We start from the raw sequence: 26,362 nt of genomic DNA, 5'->3' as shown, positions 1-26,362 counted from the left end.
CTGTTAGATATGGAAGTACCTTTGAATGGTGTATTGACTAATAATAATTTGAGTGTCACATAAATACAGATTAAATCAGAAGCTGAACTGGAGTTGATATCTCTTGGGAAATTTGACCGTTAGATAGAGTGCAAAAGTGGTAGCTAACAGAAAAGTTTTAAAGTGATATAGTAATATAATACTGTCTTTTGTGCTGTAGCATTCTTGATTATTTATAATGTGCTCTACTGATTAAAAATACCTTAATATCAATGAGCTATAAAAAAATCGGGTCAAAAGCAAAATGGTAACTAAGCAGAGTAAGTTCAGTTTCACGACCGTTAATTGCTGAAGAAAAAGTGGGCTCAGACGTTGAGCCAAAGCTGAACTAAAACGTCGACGAGTAGTAAGAACTTAGTTGTATAGGCAGCAATTAAAAACGAGGAATTATCAGATAAGGTTTGAACGACTATATATCAGATAGATTAAAATACGCTTATGCGTCTTTGGCTTTTTAGGCTAATGTCTATTAATAGCTCTTAGTCTTTGCGAGCTTCGAGCCCTTTCACCTATTAAACTGTTCTGCTAAGGGTAAAAACTCTAATACATAAAGCGAGTAAGGTAGCGGGTATTTTATGGTGCTGAGTTAAAACAAGATTAAAAATAAATTGAAATGGTTTTAAGCATCACTTTTCTTCGAGGTTACACATATTTAGAACTATTTTCGAAAATAATTACTTTAAATTTAATTATATCTAGTCAGTTTTATTTAACACTTTATAAAGGCTAAAATAATTTTTAATTAGCCTGTAAAGTTCTCTTAGTACTTTACTTATACTCGTTTGGCTAACTAATCATTACTAAATGTAAAACACAGAGTTTTTAGAATAGTCGGTAACTCGACTCGCTCGTCCTGATCGTCAACGCAACTGACTTAACCAAATCGAGCCTAGGCTATGATTATAACATTACCGATCAGCTCCGAGAGACTTCGAATATAAAAATACGCACAAAACCATAGATAAGGATGATCACAGTCGTTTACATACGATTCTTTTTTGACATCTGGATGTACCGTCACTGATATATCAGGTGTGGTAGCGGTGGAACGTTCTTCAATTAATCGGTGTGCCTGTTGGTACACTGAATGTGTGGCTTATAAGTTTGTTGGGCTCAGTCGCTGGCGATTAAATATCCCCTGTGTGGGTAGCTTATGTTACAGGATTTGCTCAAAGGAAAATGCTGGATTCAGAGCTAAAAGCAAGCCTATCGCCTCGACACTGAAGAGGGCGGGTGTGAAGAAACGCAAGGCGCTAAGACAATAGTGTTAAATCAACGTTGGTCTATGGAATTTGTGTCATACCAGCTTAGTAATGGTAGGCACTTTTGGAGGGAATGTGGTGGATAATTACTCGCTGGAATGGTCGGTCAGTTGGTTTCTGTAACCACCAGTGGCAGGCACATCACAAGACTCCAAGGCTAGTTTATCTAAGAGTGTGGCAACCCTAATAAGCTGAACTGCGAGAACAGGACTTAATTTAACAGTAAGATCGTGTTCTTTTGATTCATGAAAAAGGGACAAATTGCAGAGTTTTAATTTTGAGTCTAGTATCAATTTAGGTTATCGAAGTTTTAAGTTTGATTATGCTTTTTAGGCTTAAATAATCTTAAAACTTTGTATCTTTTTTATGATAAGGATACTGTTACTTATGAAATTGCCTAGTCAAGGTTTTGGTTTACTTTTAATGCTATTCTTTCTAGTGGCCTGTGACCGAACCTCAGTGTCTTCAGATACAAGTAAAGAATTTACAATTGAGTTGGTCCGAGCGCCTTTATCCGTAGAAGTGGGTCAATCTGCAGTGATTGAGGTTCAGTTACAACAAAATGGACAAAATATTGATGGCGCGAGTTACCTTTGGATGGAAGAGAGTGTATTACCACTTGGCTTAGTTAGTAATAGTAACCAAGGGTTCTTTGTAGCACCGTCAAATATTGAGCAAGCTAGCATTCGTGTAACAGCTAGTTTCTCAGGTATGTCGCTAAGCAAGGATATCACCATAGACATTACCTCACCGGTTGACGTTATTGGAGATGTTGAGTCATTAGAGGTTACAGGCCCAACGGAAGTTTCTTCTGAACACAAGGTCATTTTAAATGCGGCTTATACGGTTAATGGGTTGGTTGATAGTGACAAGGAGATAAGTTGGGAACTATTAAGTGAACAAACAGTATCTTGGCAACAAATAGATAATCGAGTCGAGGTTACAGCACCTAATGTTTTTCAGGACACAGAGTTATTTTTCTCAGCACAAACTGAAGACGCCAGCGGCTTGTTGTTTGATACGATTGTGGTTCTCACGGTTAAGCCAAGGGGCATCAGCTTTGTTAACCAGATTAATACTGGAACGGGCAAAGTTGATGCAAACTCTCAATCGTCACATACAGTTAAGCAAAGCACTTCAGGGCAAACAGTCCACTTAACAGCAAAAGCCGAAAAGTCTGGTGGCGGTGGAAGCTTCACCTATGAATGGCAGCAAGTGAGCGGTACCACAGTAGACTTAATAGACAGTGCCAGCCAAACCACATCTTTCATTGCGCCCAAGCAGCCGGGAAAACTCGAATTTAAAGTAACAGCTACGGAAGTCAGTAGCGGGAAAAGCACATCACAGACACAGCTAGTAGAAATAAAGCCTGGACCTTTACAGCCTCAGCAAGGTGCTAAGCATCAAGTATACAATGGTCATGGTTCTGTTAGTTTGACTGCCGAGGTTAATGGTGGCACGGGGCCTTTTACCTATAAATGGACGCAAACAAAAGGTCCAGACGCTATGATAAGTAGTGTTAATGGAAAAACTACCGAGGTTACGCCGCCAGAGGTTACAACCGATACCGATTTTCAATGGGTAGTACAAGTAACTGATGCCGATGGCCATCAAGTGAGTATTACACACGATATTCAAGTGAAGGCAACTGCGCCTTTGTCGGTACAGATTATTAAACCAAAGGGCTGCACCACCAACTGTTTAGTTGAAGAAGGGGATTTTGTGTATCCTGCAGCAACTATCACCAGTACGCTTGATCGTGTATCAGTGTTGTGGGAGAGTAGCGATGTTGCCTTTACAGATGCGACAACAGAGCACCCTGTGTTTGTTGTGCCTAATGTCAATTCAGAAACAGGTATTAGAGTCAATGTTACTGTGACAGATGGCACCAATACTGTTTCCGATTCGCTACTTTATACCGCTAAACCTGTATTTAAGCTGGCACCTCATCAAAACCAAATAGGTAGTCACTTGGCAACAGGCCCTGGAGTCAGTACAGCAGCTCCTGTTCAGGTAGAATCCGGCAAAACTTTTAAACCAAGCATCGATGTCCATGTCCCCCCTTTAGATAACGGGGCATCTCTTTCTTACCTATGGACGGTGATTGAGCCAAATCCAAAACCTAATGACTTGATAATTGCTGGTGACAATACAGCTCAGCCCATCATTAATGCGCCATCAGTAAGCAGTAATACCAACATTAAGCTTCAGGCAACCATTACCTATACCTCACCTGAAGGTAAGGTGATTACTAAAACTACTGATACTCAGTTTCAGGCAGTACCTGTTAATGCGCCAAGCAAACCCACACTTGCGCTCAGTATGGCTGGGCATGAAAGCGTATACAGTGGTCATGTGGTGCACCCAAAAACGACAGTGATGAACGCCAGTGGTCCCTTAAACTATCAGTGGGCGCAATTAAGTGGCCCAACCATTACGATTGCAGATGATAAAACGGATTCGCCAAGTTTCACCGCTCCTAGTGTGAGCGGCCATCAAGATATTGTAATAGAAGTCGAAGTGAGCGATGGGTCAGCCTTAGCAAAAGCACAAATGACTGTGACAGTTGATCCAGTAGTCGCACCACCGAAGTTGCCGTTAATGGTAACCGCCTCTAATGATGCGACCGTAACTGCAAATGAGACAGTGAAGCCGAGAGTCAGTCTTGGCAACACCTTTGGTTCACTCAGTTATTTATGGGTAGAAACCACTAGTATAGGCATTAGCCTTACAGATCCAAACACCGCTACTCCAAGCTTTATCGCACCGAATGGCCCTGCTACTGTGACCCTTGAAGTGATAGTAAATGATACGGCTAACGGCTCTGCTACCGATAGTGTCACTTACCATGTGAACAATGTTTTGCAAGTAACAGCTGGTGCAGCAACACGCACATTGGCTGAAGGTAATACCCTCAATTTATTGGCATCGGCTAAAGATGCCGATGGTGCGGTAAGCTATGCATGGACTCTTGCTGATGCCGGCACAACATCACTGACGAAAACAAGCATTATCAACGGATCCTCATCGAATGCAAGCTTAGAGCTTCCCAATGTGGATGCTGATACTACGATCAAACTGCAAGTTACGGCAACGGATTCGGTCAATACGGCTACCGCCACGGTTGCAGTGACCATTCAAGATCGCCACATGAGTGTCGACTTGGGCGCCGACTTTGATTTATCACCCTCGCAAACGGGGTACTTAAATGCGAATGTTGCAGGAGGGAAACCGCCCTACACCTATAGTTGGACAGATGATACGAATGCCGCACTAAGCAGTATCAGTGATGCGAACCCATCATTTATCGCGCCGTCTCTGACCCATGAAGTAGAGCTTAACTACAACCTGACGGTAATCGACAGTTTGGGTAATACGGCTAAAGATAGCGTTGTTGTGACCGTACCCGCTTTACCTTTACTGGTCAGCGCTGGTAATGATTTTTCTATTGCTGAAAGTTTAAGTGATGTGCAGTTGCACGGCAGTGTGCAACATGCCAATGAACCAGTTTATACTTGGACGCAGATTTCAGGCTCAGATGTCACCCCTTTAAAAAATGCAAATACTTTGAATGCATCATTTACCTCTCCAGCTAAAGCTGCGGGCACCAGCGAAGACCTGGTATTTGAACTCTCGGTTACTAGTAATGGTCGAGTCAAAAAAGACCAAGTAACAGTTACAGTGCAAGGCCAGCCCGATATATCGGCACATGTTACTCCTGTTCTTTATGTCAATGAAGGACAAATCGTTAGTTTAGTCGGTACGGTGATCGATGCAGACTCAAGCAGCCCTGCAACGGTGCAAAGTTTAACGTGGAGCCAACTTCCTACGGCGGCCAGTACCATTACGCTCAGCAATAGCAGCGTCAAGGGCGATGTTCGCAGTTTAACCAGTACCTTTATCGCTCCAGCCTATGGAAACGAGAACCAATATATCTTCACTTTTGCCGCACAAGGAACAGGTAATAAAGTATCACAAACGGCGATGGTGGAAGTATTGGCTGCGCCTAGTATTAGTGCTGGTGCTGATCTGCGCGTGCGCGCAGGGCAAACAGTTATTCTAAATGCAACGGGCAGCAGTCTCGCCAGTTATCAATGGACGCAAACGGCAGGAATACCAATAGTTGCGCTAAGTGGTGCCAATCAATATAACGCCTCATTTACGGCACCTGATGTGACGAGCGATACAACGCTCACTTTTACTGTGGTCGGGATGCCAATAGTAGGTGGTGCTTCGCAGCAAGACATGATAAATGTCGTGGTTTATGAACCGACTATTGTTGTAATGCCAAAAAGTGCAACAGACATAACCTTAACTGAAGGTGATCCAAAGTTAGATGTTACTGTAGATTTTATAAGCAGCGTAGGTTCTGCACCGATAACACCAACGACTATTTCGTGGACCGTTACGCCGAGTACCGCGCCAGCCGATACCTTCGCTCCTCTGAATGCAGCTACCATTAGCATCAACCCGCAAACAGGCACTGCTGGTACCTATAAACTCGACATAGTAGCTGGTGATACGCCAGATCATTATCAGGCTGGCAACCAAAGTTATACAGTGCTGATCAAACCAGCAGCTCCGGCAACTTTACCGTTAGTCGACAGTCGCAAACTGACAGCCGCACTTAAAAGCATAAACGCGGATCTGACTTCGCTAAATGGTATCGATAAGTTAGTAAGTTTGCATGCACCGGTAATTACTGGTGGCACACCACCCTACACCTATAGCTGGACACCACCAGCCAAAGGCGTGGTGCTAAGTGGTGAAACAACCGACAACCCAACGGCAACCATTAGCAAACCTGCGAGTGAATGCACCTATATCGGAGGGGATATTACGCTGACGGTCACTGATACTAAAGGTCAAACGGTCAGCGCCACCTTGCCTATAAAAAACAGCCGTGGAGGAGATGCGGTTAACCCAACACCGACATCACCAGTATCATGCGATGTGTGCCGTGGACCGAAATTTATCTGCGAGCGCTCGCACAAGACTGCTGTTTGTGGCTCTGATGCTGCTGGTAATCCTGAATCATTGGCTTCCGCTGAGTTTTACAAATATCAATATTGCATCAATGATGTCGAAAACCTCATTGATGGATCACGTTATGTGACACGTCGATGTGCCACCGCTGAAACAGTGAATAAAGAGTTGGAGAGTCGGGCAAAAAACTCTGCATGGTTAGGTAAACTCATTTCCGTTGGCACTGACCCCGCTGTTGGCTGTCAGCAGTATAACGTGCACGATTTACAAGATGCGCACTTTAGTTGCTCCTTCATTTGTAAAGGTAAAGTCGGTGGTGGCTTCGAATCAGGTGGCGCTCGCGGGTGTAATATTGAAACCGTACCGGTAGTCAACCACAATTCCATACAATTACTAGAGAGCGATTACCCAGTGCCAACAGTGCCGGCCACTATTCCTGGCACAGGCTCACCAGGTGCTTGTCCTAACGGCATTCAACCTGCTATGTAAATAGCCTATTACATAAAGTTCCCCACACATCAGAGAGTGTGGGGTTTTATCTCGAGCTTTGTAGCAGTCAACTAATTCCCGACAGTAAGTTAAGCCGATTCACGGCCTAAACAGAATTATCGTCTCCATTATATCGATGGGACGGTATCGATTGTAATAGTGGATATATGAACCCTTTGAGGCTTCTTGCTGGTAACCAATGTTTTGATGCGCTATCTAAAATGTACAGCGACAAGTTGGCGACACAAGGTGGATAGAAGCACTTCTGATCCGCGGAGGCTTAGTATTAAAGAGAAACAAGAACTTCGTCGTGATATGACAGAATTTTCTACTTGGACCAAAGCCCGCTTTTTTGAAGCGGGTTTTTGTTATTTAGACGGTTATCATTTGGTATGAGTTAAGTTTAGTCCTTGCATATAGAGTTGACTGAGCTCTTCTGCGGATATACTTGGTGCATCTGTGGCCGAGTTAGATGATTGTTTAAAGATATGCTGGGCTACTAGTCTACCCATGTTTTGGGCGCTGGAGGTTTTATGAATACGAGTTTCATAAAACCTCTTCAAAATAACATTGAGGCTACATTTTGTCTTAAATAATTGAGCTAGGTGCCAAGCATCTTCAAGCGCTTGGCTAGCACCTTGCCCCGATGTGGGTAAGGAAGCATGTGCAGCATCTCCGATAATAATGAGATTCTCATTGTGCCAACAGGGAAGTGGGTCGATATCATGTACAAATATGCGTTTTAAACTGCGTGGATTATAGCTATTAAGTACCTGTTGAACTTTTTTAGGCCAATCCTGAAAACGCTTATGCATTTCTTCAAACCACTGCTCCATTGATTTCGTTTTATCAAGTTCACTAGGCCATGCAGCGGCCCAGTAACAATGTTGGTTTGCTACAGGTACTATACCAAAGCGTTCATTATTATCTCTAAAGTCATGAATTGTCTGCTCAAAAGGAGTTAGGTCAATTTCACTGATGCCTATTACATTAATGAAGCCTTGGTATTTAGTTGGCATAGGTACTTTATACAGATACTCTCGAGCTTTCGACTGCATTCGTCCATCGCAGCCTACTACAAGGTCAAACTTATCTTTTAATTGCGCAATGACCTGAGTATTGACGGCTTGGTTGAAGTGAATAGTGGCACCCAGTTTCTCTAGTCGCTCGGCGAGTATCTTTATTAAGTCACGACGTAATATGCTAATAGTTGGAAAGCCGCACAGAGAGTTTAGTGTTTGAATATTAAACTCACCCAATTGAGTGGCTTGTTTGTCGTACTGTTGCATAGCAACTGGCTGACCCCCACACTGGGTGAAATCATCTATTAGACCTAGCTGCTCAAGCACAAAGGTCGCATTAGGCCATAACGTAACACCGGCACCGATTGTAGAAAAACTGTTGTTTTTTTCGAATAAGGTAACCTTGATACCTTGTTTTCTTGCAAATATCGCTAACGCAAGGCCAGCAATACCTGCACCTATAATGGCTATATGTTTAATTGAACTCATTTAAATCTTCCCAGTTTTTAAGAAAAAAGTGATTATCACTGGTCCAATAAACAGGATAAATATGGTAATTTCGGTTTGTAAATCCCATTTTATGAGATAGTTTTGCTAAATAATATTGAATTACAGTGGCTTCTTAGCTTCCAGAAAGTATTTGAACAATTAAGTTTTAAGCGGGCTGCTGAGCTGTGCCAAATTCCCAAATCAAATGTGAGCCGTCATGTTGCACTTTTAGAACAAGCGTTGAATGTAAGGCTATTGGAACGTACAACACGAAAAATGGTCGCGACAGAAGCGGGAGAACTTCTTTACCAAAACTTAACTCCGCTGCTTGTTGCGATGAGGGATGTTTTACAAGAAACCTATCAAAATAGTGATTTAGTTTCAGGGCATTTAAAAGTCATTACACCTGATTTACCGTTTTTGGCAGAGGCTATGGCTGAGTTTTGTTATAAACACCCTAACATTCAGTTAAGTTGTGATACTCAGCTTAATCCCGAAGAAGGGCTATTAGAAGGGTTTGATGTAGTGATACGTTTTGGACGAGGCCCTGTGGAGGATTCTGGATGGGTTGCAAAAGAGCTGGTTCGTTGGCCAAGTTGTGTCGTAGCTTCTCCTTTTTTACTAGATAAACATCCTAAACCAAATTCAACGACTGAACTTGGTAAGCTTCCCTGTATTACAAGCTTATCAGTCTTACAAGGAATGCCATGGAAATTCAAACGAGCAGGCACAGTTAATGTTGCATCCCGTTACAAAGTTAATAGTGGGCATATGGCAAAATCCGCTGCACTAAAAGGGCTAGGTTTTGCGATACTTCCTTTTGAAGCGTGCAGACAAGAGCTAGAAGAAGGGCAGTTAACAAAAATAGATTCCTTAGCTGATGAGCCTGAAGATTTGGTTTTGTATGCTTTTTATTCTGGACGTAGATATCCGTTCAAAAAAGTAAAAGCATTCCTTGAGTACCTTCAACTTGTTATTCGGCAACATTATCTTTCGAGCGAATGAAGCGCTTTAAATTATTATAACTGTGTTTGGCCCTTTTACTTTTTACAGATAGCTTGGGTATGTTTAAAAAAGAGCTTTATTAGCTTGCTAATTCGCCGTTTTGTTTATTTTGAAAGCAATTGAACTGCAAACCGTGTTTTTTTACTTTACCTTTATAAAAAGCTCTATATAATTCATCGTCATTGCAGGGGCGTAGTTCCAATTGGTAGAACAGCGGTCTCCAAAACCGACGGTTGGGAGTTCGAATCTCTCCGCCCCTGCCATTTCTTCTTTACATCGTTTTGATTACTTCCTATATTATTCATCTTACTAATCCATCGAGTTGTTATGCATTCACGTTACGCATCTGTTTTTGGTATAGAAAAGCTTGAACTTAATCAACACTTTCGCCCAGCTCAAGCTGAGTTGTCAGCGACTTCATCGTTAATACTCTGTGATACATTAAAAGATGATATTGAGCGTGCCTTTGCGCCTGTAACAATAAACTCAATTGTTAAATCGTCAACCATTGAGTTTAGTGAGCAACAATTAGGCCTGCCTGATTCTAACCTAACCTGTGCGCAAAAACGTGCGTTATGGGCTTTAATGAGTGAACACCTTGATACACTTTAAGTCGGTTACCGATGAGAATATCAATGAGCTGATGGCCATTGAAAATGCCTGTCATACACACCCTTGGACGTTAAAAACAATGCAGTCGTGTTTGCAGGGGCGCTATTTTAATTTAGCTGCGTTCAAAGACGAGCAAATGATAGGCTTTTACATTGGTGAAAAAGCAGGGCCCGATTTTACCTTAATGGATATTTGTGTCGCCCCGAGCTTTCAGGGACAAGGATTTGCTAAGCAGTTATTAACGCAGTTTATAGCGTACGGCGAGCAACACAGTGCCGAAAACTTATTTTTAGAAGTGAGAGAATCTAATACGCGGGCGATTGCTTTGTATGAGCGTGCGGGCTTTATTGAAATGTCAGTACGTAAAAATTATTACCCCAGCGATGCGCCAAATAAAAATGGCTTTGAAGATGCGATTTTAATGGGCATGGCACTGGGTTTAAATTTTTAATGATTACTTATTAGCGATGGCTTGTTCTATTGCTGTAATGAGTTCTACAACGCGTTTTTCTCTTTGAGTCATATCATTGCCTTTTAAACTTTGCTCAAGCGCTGATGCGCTATGGTAAATATCATCAAAGTTAAAACAACCGGCACTGCCCTTAATACTGTGGGCAAGTGCGCGTAGTGTTTCGCAATCTTGGTTGTTATAAAGGGTTTTTATCTGCTTTAAGTAATCAGGTAAACTTGCCAAATAATTAGCATTTATTTGCTGAAATTTCTCACTTTTTAATAAGCTATCCCACTTATTTTGATTATCGCGTTCAAGGTGTAAATAGCTGACTAATACATTTTCTAGTGCGTCTTTATCAATGGGTTTACCAAGCGCTTTGTTACAGCCTGCTTCAAGGTAAGTATCTATATCATGGTTCATGACATTTGCGGTCAGGGCGATAATTGGGCCATCGTAGGCGGCATCTCTGAGCATTTTAGTTGCTTCTAAGCCGCCCATAACCGGCATTTGCATATCCATGATTATAAGCTGGTAGTCGTTCACTAGTGCCATTTCTACTGCTTGTGCGCCATTATTGGCTATATCAGGCTCTAACCCCCATGTTTGAAGGAGTAATTTTATCAGCAACTGATTATCGGGGTTATCTTCTGCCACTAAAATATGCGCATCAAAGTTATTGGTTGCAAAAGAAAGTTGCGGGTCTTTTTCGGGTGATAGCTGAGAGTGTTCAGTCAAAAACAGGTTACTACTAAGCCCATTACCTAAATGGCAATCTATATCGATAGTAAAACAACTACCCACACCCACTTCACTGGTTACGCTGACATCGCCACCGAGCAGCTGAGCCAAATTTTTTGAAATACATAGCCCTAATCCTGTACCACCAAATCGGCGTGTGGTTGTGGCATCAGCTTGTTCAAATGGCGTAAATAATCGACTTATTTGGTTTGCCGACATGCCTATACCGGTGTCTTCAACTATAAATGTAAGAATTTTTGGTGCTTGGTATTTAGCGGTTATTGTAACCTGACCTTGCTCAGTAAATTTAACTGCATTACTGGCAATATTAATCAGTATTTGTTTTAAACGAGTAACGTCACTATTTATCGTATGCGGCAAAGGTAGTGAATAATTAATTGTAAATGAAAGCTGTTTCTCTTGTGCTAAAGGTTTAATGATTGATTCAACATCATGAATAAGCTGCACAACATTTAATGGCGTTTGCTCAACAGCGAGTTTTTCGGCTTCAATTTTTGATAAATCGAGGATGTTATTAATAAGCTCTAATAAATGTTTTGAATTACGAAGAATAGTGCCTAAATGATGTTTATCGTTTGTTTTCTTATCGCTATGCAGTAGTTGCTCGGTAAAACCCATAATGGCAGTGAGTGGAGTGCGAATTTCATGGCTCATATTGGCTAAAAAACGACTCTTAAGCTGGTTTGCTTGCTCTGCTTGAGCGATGGCTGTTTCAAGCTTACTATTCATTGATTCAAGTGCCTTAGTACGGCTCTCTACTTTGTCTTCTAAGTGATGCTTATATTCTTCTAGCTGCTCTTGATAATGCTTAATTTGGTTAATCATGTGATTAAAGTCGTTAAACAGTATGCCTACCTCATCGGTTGTATAAGCAGGCAGTGTGACTGAAAGGTCGCCATCACCTACTCGGTGACTTGCTTCACCTAGTAATTCAATTGGGTTAAGCAGTAAATTGCGCACCACAATAAAAATTAAGATCGGTAGGGTGATCACAGAAATAATTACAATTAGCCCGGTGATGACACTAATTGCTTTACCTGATTGATACAGTACCGCTTTAGGAATAGTCGACACATAATAGTAGCCGCCACTCATTTGAGCTGCAAAAATCAGTCGCTCTATTTTATCAACACTTGAAAGCTCAATGGTTGATAAGCTACCTATATCCGCTAAGTCGTTAATTTTATTTAGTTCATACTCACTAACATAGTGGCCGCGCATTTTATAATCAGAGCTAAATAAAATTTTACCATCACTGGCCAGTAACAAATTTAAGGTGTTGTTATAAGGCGCTTCTAAAATACTGGTGTTTAAAATCGAAGGTTCGACCTTAAGCACAATAAAACCGAGCTGCTGTGGGCGTTTTAGATAATAGTCGACACTGTATATGCGTTGCACAAAGTATAAGTTGGTGGTGCCATCTTCTTTTTGCACCATAAATTGTTGTTGGCTTAAATTGCTTTGTATAACTTGATCAAAAAATGGGTATGACTTGGGCGCTACGGTTAAATTACTGGAGTAATAGGCATCACTTTCACCGGTTTTTGAGACTAAATTAATACTAATAATATCAGGGTAGGCTTCACTGTAACTGGCAAATACATCCATTAACGCGCCAAGGCGATAGGTATAGCTGGCGTCTTCAAATAAATCTTTAGCTAAAAAGTCACTTAGTACCGGTGAGGCAGAGAGTAACTTAGCCGTTGCATGAAAAGAGTCTATATAGTTGAATACTTTTTGCTGTTGTTGCTCTACAAAGCGACTCATTATCAAGTCAGCTTGTTTTTGCGTAGAGTTAGTTACATTAGTGAGCGTAAACCCACCTAAAAATAACAACGGCAGTATAACCAGTGGAGTTATATACCATAATAATCGAATACTTAGCTTACTGGTTTTCATTACCCAACATCAAATCCTCCATGTAATCGAACAATAATATGATTTACAGAACCATTACTCAAGCTTGGTGTTAAGTTAGTGGGCAATTTATAGCGTTATTGTTAATAATCGCTGAAAACACCAAACTTAAAAAAGATCCGTTAATAACCAACCATTGATTGTTTATAAAGCCAAGATCAGCGAAAATAGTCTTCAATTACGATTAACTTAACGGATAGCGTCACAAGAGCTAATTTGGGTTCTTGTTGGGGTATGTTGAGCTTTCTAGGTTAGCTTGTTTTTAGCCTTGAAAGCTCAGCATACTAAAATACAAATACATCCGTATATCAACTAAAAGAACCTTTTTAATGGCAGACCAAAATCTCCTTAGCGAAATTAATAAACGCCGTACCTTTGCGATCATCTCGCATCCGGATGCGGGTAAAACCACTATCACAGAAAAAGTATTGTTATTCGGACAAGCAATTCAAAAAGCCGGAACAGTAAAAGGGCGTGGCTCTAATCAGCATGCTAAGTCTGATTGGATGGAAATGGAAAAAGAGCGTGGTATTTCTGTGACTACCTCAGTAATGCAATTTCCATATAACAATGCGTTAGTTAATTTACTTGATACCCCAGGACACGAAGACTTCTCTGAAGATACTTACCGTACATTAACCGCGGTAGATTCGTGTTTAATGGTGATAGATGCCGCCAAAGGTGTAGAAGAACGTACCCGTAAGTTAATGGAAGTAACACGCCTGCGCACCACGCCGATTGTTACCTTTATGAATAAATGTGACCGTGATATTCGCGACCCAATGGAACTACTCGACGAAGTAGAAACAGAGCTAAATATTGCTTGTGCGCCTATTACGTGGCCAATTGGCTGTGGTAAAGAATTTAAAGGTGTTTACCATATCCATAACGAAGAAACTATTTTATACAAAACAGGCCAAGGTCATACTATTCAAGAAGTGCGTAGCATTAAAGGACTTGATAACCCAGAGCTTGACCAAGCGATTGGTGATGAACTTGCAGCCCAGTTACGTGACGAGTTAGAGCTGGTTATTGGTGCATCACACGAGTTTGATTTAGATCTGTTCTTAGCGGGTGAGTTATCGCCTGTATACTTTGGTACTGCACTTGGTAACTTTGGTGTAGATCATGTTCTAGATGGACTGACTGAGTGGGCGCCAACGCCTTTACCTCGTGAAACAGAAGACCGCCAAGTTGTAGCCACAGAAGAAAACTTCACTGGGTTTGTATTTAAAATTCAGGCCAACATGGATCCAAAACACCGTGACCGTATTGCCTTTATGCGTATTGTATCGGGTAAATACAGCCAAGGCATGAAAATGAATCATGTGCGTATAGGTAAACAAGTGAGTATTTCTGATGCGGTAACCTTTATGGCGGGCGATCGTGAGCGTGCAGCTGATGCTTACGCTGGTGATATTATTGGTTTACATAACCACGGTACGATTCAAATTGGTGATACCTTTACCCAAGGCGAAAAAATTAAGTTCAGCGGTATTCCAAACTTCGCCCCTGAATTATTCCGCCGTATTCGTCTGCGCGATCCATTAAAACAAAAACAGCTATTAAAAGGACTGGTACAGCTTTCAGAAGAGGGCGCAGTACAAGTATTCAGACCATTAATTAATAATGACTTAATTGTAGGTGCGGTAGGTGTGTTGCAGTTTGACGTGGTGGTAGCGCGTTTAAAAGCTGAATATAACGTTGATGCAATTTACGAAAGCGTGAATGTAAATACAGCCCGTTGGGTTAGCTGTGATGATGTTAAAAAGTTTGAAGAATTTAAACGTAAGTGCGAAAGCAACTTAGCACTTGATGGTGGCGATAATTTAACTTACATCGCGCCGAGTCGTGTAAATCTTAACTTGTCGACAGAGCGTTACCCTGAAGTGACATTTAATCACACGCGTGAAAACTAGCACTTAGCCTCTAGAATTAACACAAAGCCTGCTTTGGCGGGCTTATAAAGGTAAATAATATTATGAATATTCGTACTATTTTAGTAGAAAAAGCCATTGCCGCTATGACCGCCGCAGGCCTACCAGAAGATACTAACCCAGCGGTTACCCAAAGCACTCGCCCACAGTTTGGTGATTACCAAATTAATGGCGCGATGGGCGCAGCTAAAAAAATGAAAAGTAACCCGCGTGAATTGGCGCAAAAAATTATTGATCAGTTAGATGTAAGCGACATTGCCGAAAAAACGGAAATTGCTGGCCCTGGTTTTATTAATATTCACTTAAAGCCGGAGTTTTTAGCTCAAAGCGTACAAGCTGCTAATAATCACGCAAAACTTGCCGTAAATGAGCACACCAAACCACAAAAAGTAGTGGTTGATTACTCATCGCCTAACCTTGCAAAAGAAATGCACGTAGGTCACTTACGCTCAACTATTATTGGTGATGCCGTAGTACGTGCGCTTGAATTTAGAGGCGATACCGTTGTTCGTCAAAATCACATGGGTGATTGGGGCACACAGTTTGGTATGTTAATTGCGCATTTAGAAGATCAAATTAACCAAGGTGTTGATTTAGATACTGTTGCGCTTGCTGATTTAGAAACCTTTTACCGCGATGCGAAAAAGCGTTTTGACGACGAAGAAGGCTTTGCCGATAAAGCGCGTAACTACGTAGTTAAACTGCAAGGTGGCGACGCACACTGTGAAAAACTGTGGAAACTATTTATTGCCACTTCAGTTAAGCATTCTGAAGAAGTATACAAGCGTTTAAATGTAACACTGACACCTGCCGACATTATGGCTGAAAGTGCATACAACAGTGAACTTAACGATATTATAAGCTTATTAAAAGATAAAAATATTGCAGTAGAGTCGCAAGGCGCACAAGTGGTATTTTTAGATGAGCTGGCAAATAAAGACGGTGAACCTTCAGCGTTTATCGTGCAAAAATCAGGTGGCGGCTTCTTATATGCAACCACTGATTTAGCGGCGTGTGATTACCGTTCAAACAAGCTAGGCGCTGAGCGTATTTTAATCTTTGTTGATGCGCGCCAGAGTCTTCACTTTAATCAAGTGGAGCTAACTGCGCGTAAAGCCGGTTTGTTACGCGATGAAACTAGTTACGAGTTTTGCCCATTTGGCACCATGATGGGCGCTGATGGCAAACCATTTAAAACCCGTACAGGCGGTACGGTTAAATTAGCTGATTTGCTTGAAGAGTCAATTACTCGCGCAGCAGCTAAATTGGCTGAGCGTGAATCAGATTTATCTGACGAAGACCGTAGTGAAATTGCACGTAAAGTGGGTATTGGCGCAGTTAAATATGCTGACCTTTCTAAGCATCGTACCAGCGATTACATCTTCAACTGGGACAGCATGCTAAGCTTTGAAGGCGCAACAGCCCCTTACTTACAATATGCTTATACGCGTGTTCGCAGTATTTTCCGTAAGTCTGGCGTTGATGCTGCAAGCTTAAAAGCCAATGTAAGTATTATTGAGCCGCAAGAGAAAACCCTCGCGCTTAAATTATTACAGTTAGAAGAAGTTCTTGATCTGATGATCAATGAAGCCACACCGCACGTATTATGTGGTTATTTATACGAACTAGCTAGTTTATACATGACATTCTATGAAGCTTGCCCAGTACTTAAAGAGGGCGTAGAGCCAAGTGTTCGTGATAGCCGTTTAGTGTTGTGTAATTTAGTGGCAGATACGCTGAAAACAGGATTGGATTTACTAGGTATCGAAGTCATGGAGCAAATGTAATCTGCTGCGTGTAGTTCGCTTTGACTGCGTTGTCGTGCTTTTTTAGCCTAAGTCACATACAAAAACGTATGCTCCTTGGCATAAAAAAGCACTTCGCCTTGTCAGCACTTCTACACTTGCAGATGCGAAGCTTGGCACTAAATAGTTGACCCTAATCACATACAACTACGTATGCTCATAGGGATAAGTCGAGTCTCCGCCTTATCTTAGACTAAACTACTTAGGTGAACGTCTGCTGCGTGTAGTTCGCTTTAGCTGCGTTGGTAAAACTATTTAGCCTAAGTCACATACAAACCGTATGCTCCTATGCATAAATAGTTTTACCGCCTTGCTAGCACTCCTAGACTTACAGATAATTTTAGGTTTAGGTGTTAGATTTATATTGACACTGTTCGGTATGTTCACCAATTTTGTAGCTGATAGCTGATAGCTGATAGCTGATAGCTGATAGCTGATAGCTGATAGCTGATAGCTGATAGCTGATAGCTGATAGCTGATAGCTGATAGCTGATAGCTGATAGCTGATAGCTGATAGCTGATAGCTGATAGCTGATAGCTGATAGCTGATAGCTGATAGCTGATAGCTGATAGCTGATAGCTGATAGCTGATAGCTGATAGCTGATAGCTGATAGCTGATAGCTGATAGCTGATAGCTGATAGCTGATAGCTGATAGCTGATAGCTGATAGCTGATAGCTGATAGCTGATAGCTGATAGCTGATAGCTGATAGCTGATAGCTGATAGCTGATAGCTGATAGCTGATAGCTGATAGCTGATAGCTGATAGCTGATAGCTGATAGCTGATAGCTGATAGCTGATAGCTGATAGCTGATAGCTGATAGCTGATAGCTGATAGCTGATAGCTGATAGCTGATAGCTGATAGCTGATAGCTGATAGCTGATAGCTGATAGCTGATAGCTGATAGCTGATAGCTGATAGCTGATAGCTGATAGCTGATAGCTGATAGCTGATAGCTGATAGCTGATAGCTGATAGCTGATAGCTGATAGCTGATAGCTGATAGCTGATAGCTGATAGCTGATAGCTGATAGCTGATAGCTGATAGCTGATAGCTGATAGCTGATAGCTGATAGCTCTTTAGAAGGATTTGATATGAAACTCGAAGATATTCGTCGTGAATACCTGCAAGATGCACTCAGTGAAGACAACTTGCTTGATGATCCGTTTAAGCAGTTTGAAACCTGGCTTGAGCATGCTGTTGCCAGTAATTTGCCCGACCCTACAGCAATGGTGGTCGCTACGGTTGATGACACTGGTCAGCCTTCACAGCGTATTGTGCTGCTAAAGCATTTAGATGATAACGGTTTTGTGTTTTTTACTAATACCGGTTCACGAAAAGCACAAGAGCTTAAAGGCAATAATAAAATTTCCTTGCACTTTCCATGGCACCACATGGAGCGCCAAGTGATTGTGTATGGTGAGGCGCAGCCGCTTCCAACGTCTGCCGTGGCTAAGTACTTCCTATCACGTCCAAAAGAAAGTCAATTAGCAGCATGGGCTTCAAAGCAAAGCCGCCCTGTATCATCACGTAAAGTGTTAATGGAAACCTTTGCTAACATGAAAAATAAGTTTGCCAAAGGTGAAATTCCACTCCCTGATTTTTGGGGCGGATACTGTGTTGTGCCGCAAAAAATCGAGTTTTGGCAAGGCGGAGCTCATCGTCTACATGATCGCTTTATGTATCAGCGTCAGGCCGATAATAGCTGGCAAATAACGCGCTTAAATCCGTAGTGGGCTAGTTTTTTGAAGTTTATAGACTCGCATTGCCATCTTGATTTTAGTGAGTTTGATGCAAACCGCGAATCACTTATTAATGCCTGTGTAGCAAAGGGCGTTAGCCAATTTATTGTGCCAGGTATTAGCTTGGCGCAATCTCAAAAGCTACTAGAGTTTAAAGCAACCTACCCACAAGTCAGCATAGCGGCAGGGCTACATCCTTATTTTTTAGAGCAACACCAACAATCACATTTAGAGTCATTATTTAATTTTGCTAAAGCAAATAAAACACAGCTGGTGGCTATTGGTGAGTGCGGGCTCGATCGCAGTATTTCCAATCTTGAAAAACAAACCTTTTTGTTTGAGCAGCAAATAGCGCTTGCTAATGAGCTTGATTTACCGCTAATTGTTCATCACAGGCAAAGCCATGATTTAATTGCGCAGTCGTTTAAGCGTTGTAGGCCAAAAAACGGCGGTGTGATCCATGCTTTTTCAGGCTCAATTCAACAAGCGCACTATTATATAAAGCAGGGTTTTAAACTTGGAGTCGGTGGGGTTATAACTTACGAGCGTGCAGCTAAAACACGTGCGGTTATAGCAAAGCTTGAGCCGCAGCAGTTAGTGCTTGAGACAGACTCACCTTCAATGCCGCTAAGTGGCTATCAAGGGGAGGTAAATACCCCACTGCATATTCATAACGTATTTGATGCGCTTTATGGTTTAAAACCAAATAGCGATAAATTTCAATTAGCTGAGCAGCTTTATGATTCATGCTCAGACGTTTTTTGTATATAACGATTTACTTGCCAGCGCTTTAATCCTCGGCCTAATTGCCAAGTAAAAATACAGGCAATCACTAACATAAGTAGCACCTGGCGACCTAAATCATGAAAATGATTATGGCTAGCCGATACCGCAGCACGGGTTAAATAGGTAATAGATACAAAGCCAATCGGGCGGTTGTTGTCTGAAATAACTTGCTCAACAAAAGGCGTTTTTAACTTACTAATACCCGGTGATGAGTCAGGTAATAAGCCATATACATGATGCGATTGCCAATTATCGCTGCTCGCAAGTACCACACCTTGTTTGTCATAAATAGTGGCCGAGAGTACAAATTCATCTTTACTGATATTGTTGCATAAGGTGGTCAGTTGCTGCTTGTTTTTTTCTATCAGCGGATTTTTAGCATTCAGTGCCATAAACTGAGTGAGAGATTTAGCTGCGCTATTGGCATTATCGTAAAGCAGTTGATGACTTTGAAAGCTACTATTTATACCCACCCAGCTTAATAATACAAAGCAGCCAGCGGCCAATAGCAAACGGACTAAACGCTTTTTTTGCGAGGCTGTAAGTGGATTTTTAAGATGGTTATTTTTCATAGTCACCGTATATGCTGCTGACAGCATTTTGATTTGATGTTACAACTACACTATAACCTTAAATCCACCCTGATGGCGAATTTTGTATCTTATATCCTTATCATCAATGCGCTAAATGTCAGGAAATATAAACGGAGATCCCATGTCGGATGCGAACATGGCACAGCACAGCGCTGAGCAACCATTATCACAACTTACCCTAAATAAATGGTTCAGCTATCAAAAGGGCGTATTTGCACCTTTAAATACAATTCCAAGCAGAGAGCGAGGGCTTTTTAGTATCGCATTTGCAGGCGATTTTAGTATGGCGCATATCAATAGCATGATTGAATTTTTTGCCACTCATCAGCAAAATGTGACAGCAATGTGCCAATACCAGCCAGATTTAGGGTTATCTCCGGCATTATGTTTTTATATAGAAAATACAGAGCAGGCAATAAACCCACTTGAACTTCAAACTTTTGCAAATACCTTGACGTGTCAGTTAGTGCAAGTTACCACTCCTCCTGACTTACAAAAACCGGGGTTATTGGTAATGGATATGGATTCAACAGCCATTACTATTGAGTGTATTGATGAAATTGCACGTTTGGCTAATGTATATGACGAGGTTGCCAGCGTGACCGCGCAGGCAATGGCAGGCAAGCTTGATTTTAGTGAGAGTTTAAACCAACGCGTTGCCAAGCTTGAAGGCATTGAAAAGTGCTTAATTGATGATCTTAAAAGTGCACTGCCTTTAATGCCAGGTATTAAAGCGTTGTGCCAAATTTTAAAGCACCACCAATGGTATTTAGCCATTGCATCAGGCGGATTTGTGCCGTTTGCAGAGCGTGTACAAGAGTTAATTAATTTAGATGAAGTCCATGCCAATGTGCTGGAATTTAAAGACGACAAACTGACCGGTAAGGTGTTAGGAGGCATTGTTGATGCTGAGCAAAAAGCGGTTATTTTAGAATCGCTTCAACAAAAACTAGGCCTTGAAAAAACGCAAACAGTTGCCATTGGTGATGGCGCAAATGATTTAAAAATGATGGCTCAAGCAGGATTAGGCGTTGCTGTGCATGGCAAACCTAAAGTAGTTGAACAAGCCCAAGCGGCTATTTGCCAAGGCTCGTTATTACAATTGCTGTATATGTTGGCGGTTCCGCTAAATCCATCATAGGGTTAACGTAAACGGTTTAACCAAATTAGTTTTCGCCTAGACATTTGCTCAACCTGTTGTTGGTTGAGCGATAAATGTACAAGGGCTTCGTCACTTACATCAATAATATCGCCAACTCCCGATACTGACCACAAGGCATCCTCTAAGTCTTTAGCCTTGTGAATTGCGTATTGGCTAACGTATTTTAGCTCATTTGCTAAGTAGTCAGTATCGAGTCGACCAGTACGTGAAATATATAAACGCATTATAAAAACCAGCTCAGACTTCAGCCCTTTACTTATTTGCTGTTTAAACTCGCTGCAGTCGGTGCCTAAAATACACTGACTGGTAATTGCATCGGCTATATTTTCTTTTTTAGGATCGAAGTTAATCACCAAACTAAATTCTAATGGCGAGTCTTGGCGAGATCGCTCTTTAATATTCGGGGTGATCACATCAGCAATGTGCGCTTTAGTAATAATATTTGATAAGTCTGTTTTAGTATTTAGCAGTGCAAAATTTTGTAAAATAACATGCAGAGGGCTTGGATATAAACCAAATCCCATGGCGCCAATTTCAAAGTGAGCCATTGATTTATGTAAGTATATTGGGAACTGGCAAAGTGTTTTGGTTACCATATTTCTAAGTGCTGTAGAAAGCCCAGGTACTTTAGGTGACTCCTCTGCTATTTTTAATTTTTGTTTATTGCTGTCAATTAAAAGAGTAAAAAAATCGACCCCAGTATGAGGCAATTTTTTCTCTACATGTGCTTTTAAATTAATCGTGGTTAACGATTTACTTACCGCCATCACTTCATATTGAATAAGACTTAATGAATAACTTTTGGTGATTTTTTGTAAATCGGGGAATGACAGCGACACGATATCGCCTTTTTTAAAGTTTACTTCTTGATTACACTCTAGCTGTAAACCAAAGACTGAAAAGTCCCGAGTATGGCCATGCAGTACTGAGTCACGGGTGTTAATAACGACGCTGGTTTTATAAAGGTAACGCTTATTAGAACGAAGGTTCACGTACTCTAACGGCACGGTATTTAGCTCCGGCGGTGATGCATGCTTACTGTGGCCAAACAATTTCAATTTATTGGCCAAGGCTTTATCAAATTCATACTGTTGATAATGCTGTTGTTCATGCTTATTACCTACTTGAGTAAGTAGCATTAAATATTTTACGTCTTTTATGGCGCCTTCAACACGTGGTGAAGGCGGTTTATTAAGTTTCTCAATATCCTTACCCAAAGAGTTAGGTAAAGATAAAGGAATATAAGCATCTTCAGTATGGCTTGGCATCAATTGTAATTTAAAGCAGCGCCAACTGTCTCTTCGGCTACCAAAACCAAAAAATAACGCTTTTAATTGTGCATGTTGCTCAAGCTCTGAACGAGTGGCTGAATAGTAGTAAATTTTTCCTGCAGAGACATGGGTAAAGGTATATAAATATTCCTCTTTTACAGCAACAGGTTTTAGTGCCAAGTTACGAATACGCTTATGGTTTAACACACTGTATAGGCAAGATACTTTGCGCTCATCGGTAAAGTAACGCTGAATAAATAGGCTGTTTTCTGTAGTTAAACTTAAGCTTGGATAATAAACACCGTTTTTTTGACTTATAAAAACGTATAGCGAATTGACCCTAGGAATGTAATATTGCTCGTATCCTTTAGAAATAACTGCATCGAGGGTGTTATCTAAGTTCACTTTGTAGCGGCGTTTATTGCCATGGATAAAGCTTTCTAAAAAATGGTCAAACGCGGTGTTGTTTTCTTTAAATGTGCGTTTTAAGCGAATATGATTAAATTCATCCGAGGTGTTTTCTATCGCAACCACTTCGTATTCAATCCCATTTTTTAACCCAAGCTCAAAATCTTGTTCAAGGCCAACTAAGTGCATAACAATAAGCTGACCTTTTTTTAAGTTATAGCGGGATGCCAACTTAATTTTACAGCCACTGAGTGAAATATCAGAAGTACTTGCTTCAATTTTTGTTTGCTCATCGTACTCAATAGTAATTTTAATTGAGTAATTCATTCGCTCTTCGCTACGACTTTCATAAGCCGCAAACTTAATTACATCGGTGGGTAGTTCGGGTAATGGTTCAATTATTTTAGCTGGGGTGGTCGTTGATTTTTGCTGTAAAACACGATAATTATTTTCGGTATTCATCACCGCTTCGTACACGGCAAGGGTGTAGCCTTTATGTTGTTTTATTGATGCTTCGAATACTTCAATGGCGGTGTCATCCATAAAGTGTTGTTTACCGTTATGCTCATATGGTTTTACTTGGCCGGTTACTGAGCCACGCAGATCAATAAAGCGGTCTATCGGCTGAGATAAACGCGACATTTCCATTTTTATTAAAAACTGCTCGGGTTTGCTTAACTCGGCGGTTTTTGACTTGAAAATGAGATCAAACTTAGCATTTCCCAAATACTGTTTTAATTCATTTACAAGCGCTTCATGCTTGAGCAATACGTCTTCAGCCATTTATAAATCATCACCGTCTAATTTAAAAGTAGGTATACTGTTGCAATCATTTATTAGAGAATTAAATAAATCTAATATCGAAAAGTAGTTAAATGCGACCACGATATTATGCGTAACTATACTTTGTGTTTATTGTTATTCGTTATGAGCCAATTAATTGGCATGTTTTTATTAGCTTTTTAAAGCAAGAAGCATGCCCTAAAGCAGGTTCAGTAAAACGGCACCAGTATAGTGTGAGTGTGATACTAAATGCGCTATTCCACAAGGCGTTGTTGCTAAGGTAAAGCCAGCAATGGCAAAATAAGCGCTTAACAGTCAATATTTCAAAATAAAGAATAGTAGGTAAGGTTTTAAATGGCTAAAGCGGCAAAAGTAGAGTTTGTTTGTACAGAATGTGGCATGAACTATCAACGCTGGCAAGGTCAGTGTCGCTGCGGTGCGTGGAACACATTAGCAGAGTTTAAACCTTCTGCAGGGCAAAGCAAAAAAGTAGCAGCTCGTGCAAGTGTCGGTGGCTACGCCGGTGGTATTGGCGGTGGCTCTAAAAAAATTAATGAAGTAGCAACCTCAGAGGCAGAAAAACAGCTTACTGAAATTGGCGAACTTGACCGTGTACTAAGCGGCGGTGTAACCACCGGCTCGGTTAATATTATTTCTGGCGATCCGGGGGCGGGTAAAACCACGCTACTATCGGATTTAGTGGCAAGAATGTCTCAGCGCATGCCATCGCTTTATTGTACTGCTGAGGAGTCTTTGTCGCAGTTTAAAAACCGAGTAAACCGTTTAAAACTTAACTATAACGAAGATGAGCTCTATTTACTTTCTGAAACCAGTGTTGAAACCATTATTGAAGAGCTGGATAAAAACAAAATTAAGTTTGCCGTTATCGACTCTATTCAAGCCGTGGTCACCGACACCGCTAATGGTAGCCCTGGCTCACCCTCGCAAGTAAAAAGTGCCGCTCAAGCGCTAACCCAATATTGTAAGCAAAACGATGTCACTATGTTCATTATTGCTCACGTAAATAAAAATAATGAAATAGCTGGCCCGCAAACATTAGTGCATATTGTTGATGCACTGTTACATATTGATACCAACGATGGTCAAGTGCGTACGCTGCGTGCTAATAAAAACCGCTTTGGTGATATAGATACTGTGGGCATTTTTAAAATGTGTGAACGCGGTATGCTCAGTGTGGATAACCCCAGCGAAATTTTCTTATCCGGTTCAACCACTGAATCACCGGGGTCGACGATTACCTGTATTCGTAAAGGTAATCGTAATTTACTACTCGAAATTCAATGTTTAACCACTGAAACAGAAGCAGAATTTCCACAGCGAGTATGTGTTGGTTTAAATATGAACCGGATTAAAATGCTCACCGGTATTTTACGTAAACACACTAAAACTAAAATATTTCACGATACGTTTTTTAATATTGTGGGCGGCCTAAAAATTGATGAATCAGAAACCTGTATTGATTTAGCGCTTGTTACTGCACTTTTAAGTAGTTTGAACGAGTTTGTTGTACCTCGAACCACCTGTATTATGGGGGAGCTAAGTTTAAACGGTGATGTGCGTCCAATCGACAGTGGTGTACCCCGTGTTAAAGAAGCGGCGCAACATGGGTTTACTGAAATATTTATCCCATTTCGTAACTACCATAAATCGATGGAAGGGCTGGGTGCTAAAATAACGCCAGTTAAAACAGTGCACGAGCTACTGAGTTTAATTAACTAGCAAACAAAAAGTGCTTAACGATGCATGTTCTCAATGTTAGTCTTGCTTAAAGCCACTTATATAAAGAGTTTAATAAGGAAATGACATGAAAAAATTAGTGATTGCAGCCGCGATTATTGCTGCAGGTGTGGGTGGCGTAAGCTATGCAAACTATGTTGCAACACAAGAGGTACGTGCTGAGGTTGATAAACAGTTGGCCTTGGTCAGCGAACAAACAGGTGCTAGTTTTAACTACGCAGAGCTATCGGCGAGTGTTATTTCAAACAGTGTTGCCATTAGTAATATTGAAGTGACTAGCCCTGAGGGCGATAAAATTGCCACGGTTGAGCATGTTGAAGTGACAGGCTACGAAACCGATAAAATATCGCCACATACCGCTTTTACACTAAAGAACTTCCAATTTGATAAAAGCTTTGTCGATACACTGCCTGCAGATACAAATACACAACTTGCCTCAGCCAGTTATGATTTACACTCTTCATTAGATTACGATGAGCAGTCAGGTAACAGTGATATTGTTGTTAAGCTGCAAGCTAATGATATTGCTAGTATTGATATGGACATGGGGCTGGCTAATTCTAAAGCGCTTATGGACGCTTCACTTGAAATCAGTAAGGCTCAACAAGCTGCAGGCAGTACGCCACTTACTTATGAGCAAGAGTTACAGCAGCAAACAATGATTATGCAAGCAATGAGTAAGCTAGAGCCACGTAATGTTAGCTTAGTTGTTAATAACCAAGGTGATCTTAAAGGCTTATTAGAAAGCGAGCTGGCAAAGCAAGGTATGACGTTAGAGCAAATGCAAACAATGCTTGATCAACAGCTTCAACAAGCACCTGTGACCGAAGAAATAGCCAAGGCGTTAACTGATTTTGCTAAAGGACTAAATTCGTTTAGTGTGTCTGCAAAACTGCCTGAAGGTAAAACTATGATGGAAGTGAATCAGCAACTAATGATGTTAGCAGGACAACCCGAAGAGCTGGTTAAGTTTATAAATTTAGAAGTTAAAGGCAAATAACAGCGGTAAGTTATAAGCCGTCAGGATTCAATTTAAAACAAAAAAGCCGTACTTGATTATTCAAGTACGGCTTTTATTATT

General features: G+C 41.1%; 17 protein-coding genes and 1 tRNA gene. 13 read left to right on the top strand and 5 right to left on the bottom strand.

Annotated elements, in window-relative coordinates; genetic code table 11:
* Window positions 1–1,688 precede the first annotated feature (1,688 nt).
* Together PISS_RS12160 and PISS_RS18920 are read left to right on the top strand one after the other, a co-directional pair.
* Window positions 1,689–6,776: a PKD domain-containing protein gene (locus PISS_RS12160; protein WP_058155170.1), complete on the top strand. Its 5,088-nt coding sequence runs from the start codon at window positions 1,689–1,691 to the stop codon at window positions 6,774–6,776.
* Between the two features lie 249 nt (window positions 6,777–7,025).
* Window positions 7,026–7,172, top strand: a complete 147-nt coding sequence (locus PISS_RS18920; protein ID WP_167380512.1) for a hypothetical protein — start codon at window positions 7,026–7,028, stop codon at window positions 7,170–7,172.
* Here PISS_RS18920 and PISS_RS12155 read toward each other — a convergent pair.
* Complete coding sequence (locus PISS_RS12155; protein ID WP_058155169.1) at window positions 7,160–8,287, bottom strand: FAD-dependent oxidoreductase; 1,128 nt, start codon at window positions 8,285–8,287, stop codon at window positions 7,160–7,162. The two genes, PISS_RS18920 and PISS_RS12155, sit on opposite strands and share 13 nt — an antisense overlap.
* A 102-nt stretch (window positions 8,288–8,389) precedes the next feature.
* Here PISS_RS12155 and PISS_RS12150 point away from each other — a divergent pair, with 102 nt between their 5' ends.
* The 4 genes from PISS_RS12150 to rimI all read left to right on the top strand — a co-directional run bounded on the left by PISS_RS12150 (window position 8,390) and on the right by rimI (window position 10,355).
* On the top strand, window positions 8,390–9,292 hold the full coding sequence (locus PISS_RS12150; protein WP_058155168.1) for a LysR family transcriptional regulator: 903 nt from the start codon (window positions 8,390–8,392) through the stop codon (window positions 9,290–9,292).
* Window positions 9,293–9,478: 186 nt separating this feature from the next.
* Window positions 9,479–9,555 (top strand) — tRNA-Trp (locus tag PISS_RS12145).
* A 64-nt stretch (window positions 9,556–9,619) separates the two neighbouring features.
* Complete coding sequence (locus PISS_RS12140; RefSeq protein WP_010387704.1) at window positions 9,620–9,904, top strand: hypothetical protein; 285 nt, start codon at window positions 9,620–9,622, stop codon at window positions 9,902–9,904.
* Window positions 9,891–10,355 (top strand): ribosomal protein S18-alanine N-acetyltransferase, encoded by a 465-nt coding sequence (gene rimI / locus PISS_RS12135; RefSeq protein WP_010387705.1) that lies wholly within the window; start codon window positions 9,891–9,893, stop codon window positions 10,353–10,355. Before PISS_RS12140 ends, rimI begins: the two co-directional genes overlap by 14 nt.
* Before the next feature lie 3 nt (window positions 10,356–10,358).
* On the opposite strand, the gene PISS_RS12130 is transcribed toward rimI, so the two are convergent.
* On the bottom strand, window positions 10,359–13,016 hold the full coding sequence (locus PISS_RS12130; RefSeq protein ID WP_058155167.1) for an ATP-binding protein: 2,658 nt from the start codon (window positions 13,014–13,016) through the stop codon (window positions 10,359–10,361).
* 347 nt (window positions 13,017–13,363) lie between these two features.
* Here PISS_RS12130 and prfC point away from each other — a divergent pair, with 347 nt between their 5' ends.
* Together prfC and argS are read left to right on the top strand one after the other, a co-directional pair.
* Entirely contained in the window at window positions 13,364–14,953 is a 1,590-nt protein-coding gene (gene prfC, locus PISS_RS12125) for a peptide chain release factor 3 (protein ID WP_028833913.1), read from the top strand.
* Window positions 14,954–15,015: 62 nt separating this feature from the next.
* A complete protein-coding gene (gene argS, locus PISS_RS12120; RefSeq protein ID WP_058155166.1) occupies window positions 15,016–16,758 on the top strand; it encodes an arginine--tRNA ligase in 1,743 nt (580 codons plus the stop codon).
* Between the two features lie 401 nt (window positions 16,759–17,159).
* Here the strand turns inward: argS and PISS_RS18835 are convergent, their stop codons facing one another.
* Window positions 17,160–17,915 carry a hypothetical protein gene (locus tag PISS_RS18835; RefSeq protein ID WP_157739824.1) on the bottom strand — a complete coding sequence of 252 codons (756 nt, stop codon included), beginning with the start codon at window positions 17,913–17,915 and terminating at the stop codon, window positions 17,160–17,162.
* On the opposite strand from PISS_RS18835, the gene pdxH reads away from it, so the two are divergent.
* On the top strand, window positions 17,873–18,511 hold the full coding sequence (gene pdxH, locus PISS_RS12105; protein WP_058155165.1) for a pyridoxamine 5'-phosphate oxidase: 639 nt from the start codon (window positions 17,873–17,875) through the stop codon (window positions 18,509–18,511). The genes PISS_RS18835 and pdxH overlap by 43 nt on opposite strands.
* A 12-nt stretch (window positions 18,512–18,523) precedes the next feature.
* On the top strand, window positions 18,524–19,291 hold the full coding sequence (locus PISS_RS12100; protein WP_058155164.1) for a TatD family hydrolase: 768 nt from the start codon (window positions 18,524–18,526) through the stop codon (window positions 19,289–19,291).
* On the opposite strand, the gene PISS_RS12095 is transcribed toward PISS_RS12100, so the two are convergent.
* A complete protein-coding gene (locus tag PISS_RS12095) occupies window positions 19,258–19,878 on the bottom strand; it encodes an AhpA/YtjB family protein (RefSeq protein WP_058155518.1) in 621 nt (206 codons plus the stop codon). The two genes, PISS_RS12100 and PISS_RS12095, sit on opposite strands and share 34 nt — an antisense overlap.
* A gap of 142 nt (window positions 19,879–20,020) precedes the next feature.
* Here PISS_RS12095 and serB point away from each other — a divergent pair, with 142 nt between their 5' ends.
* Window positions 20,021–21,040, top strand: coding sequence for a phosphoserine phosphatase SerB (gene serB / locus PISS_RS12090; protein ID WP_058155163.1), 1,020 nt, complete (start codon window positions 20,021–20,023; stop codon window positions 21,038–21,040).
* 2 nt (window positions 21,041–21,042) lie between these two features.
* On the opposite strand, the gene PISS_RS12085 is transcribed toward serB, so the two are convergent.
* The gene (locus PISS_RS12085; protein ID WP_058155162.1) at window positions 21,043–23,523 is read right to left on the bottom strand and encodes a PilZ domain-containing protein; all 2,481 of its coding nucleotides are present in this window, start codon (window positions 23,521–23,523) and stop codon (window positions 21,043–21,045) included.
* A 354-nt stretch (window positions 23,524–23,877) separates the two neighbouring features.
* Between PISS_RS12085 and radA the strand changes: the two genes are divergently transcribed.
* Both radA and PISS_RS12075 read left to right on the top strand, forming a co-directional pair.
* A complete protein-coding gene (gene radA, locus PISS_RS12080; RefSeq protein WP_013465693.1) occupies window positions 23,878–25,263 on the top strand; it encodes a DNA repair protein RadA in 1,386 nt (461 codons plus the stop codon).
* Between the two features lie 85 nt (window positions 25,264–25,348).
* Window positions 25,349–26,281 (top strand): hypothetical protein, encoded by a 933-nt coding sequence (locus PISS_RS12075; RefSeq protein WP_058155161.1) that lies wholly within the window; start codon window positions 25,349–25,351, stop codon window positions 26,279–26,281.
* The last annotated feature ends 81 nt before the right edge of the window (window positions 26,282–26,362 follow it).

The sequence above is a fragment of the Pseudoalteromonas issachenkonii genome, assembly GCF_002310795.1.
Lineage (GTDB): Bacteria > Pseudomonadota > Gammaproteobacteria > Enterobacterales > Alteromonadaceae > Pseudoalteromonas > Pseudoalteromonas tetraodonis.
This window is presented reverse-complemented; position numbering and strand designations above follow the sequence as displayed.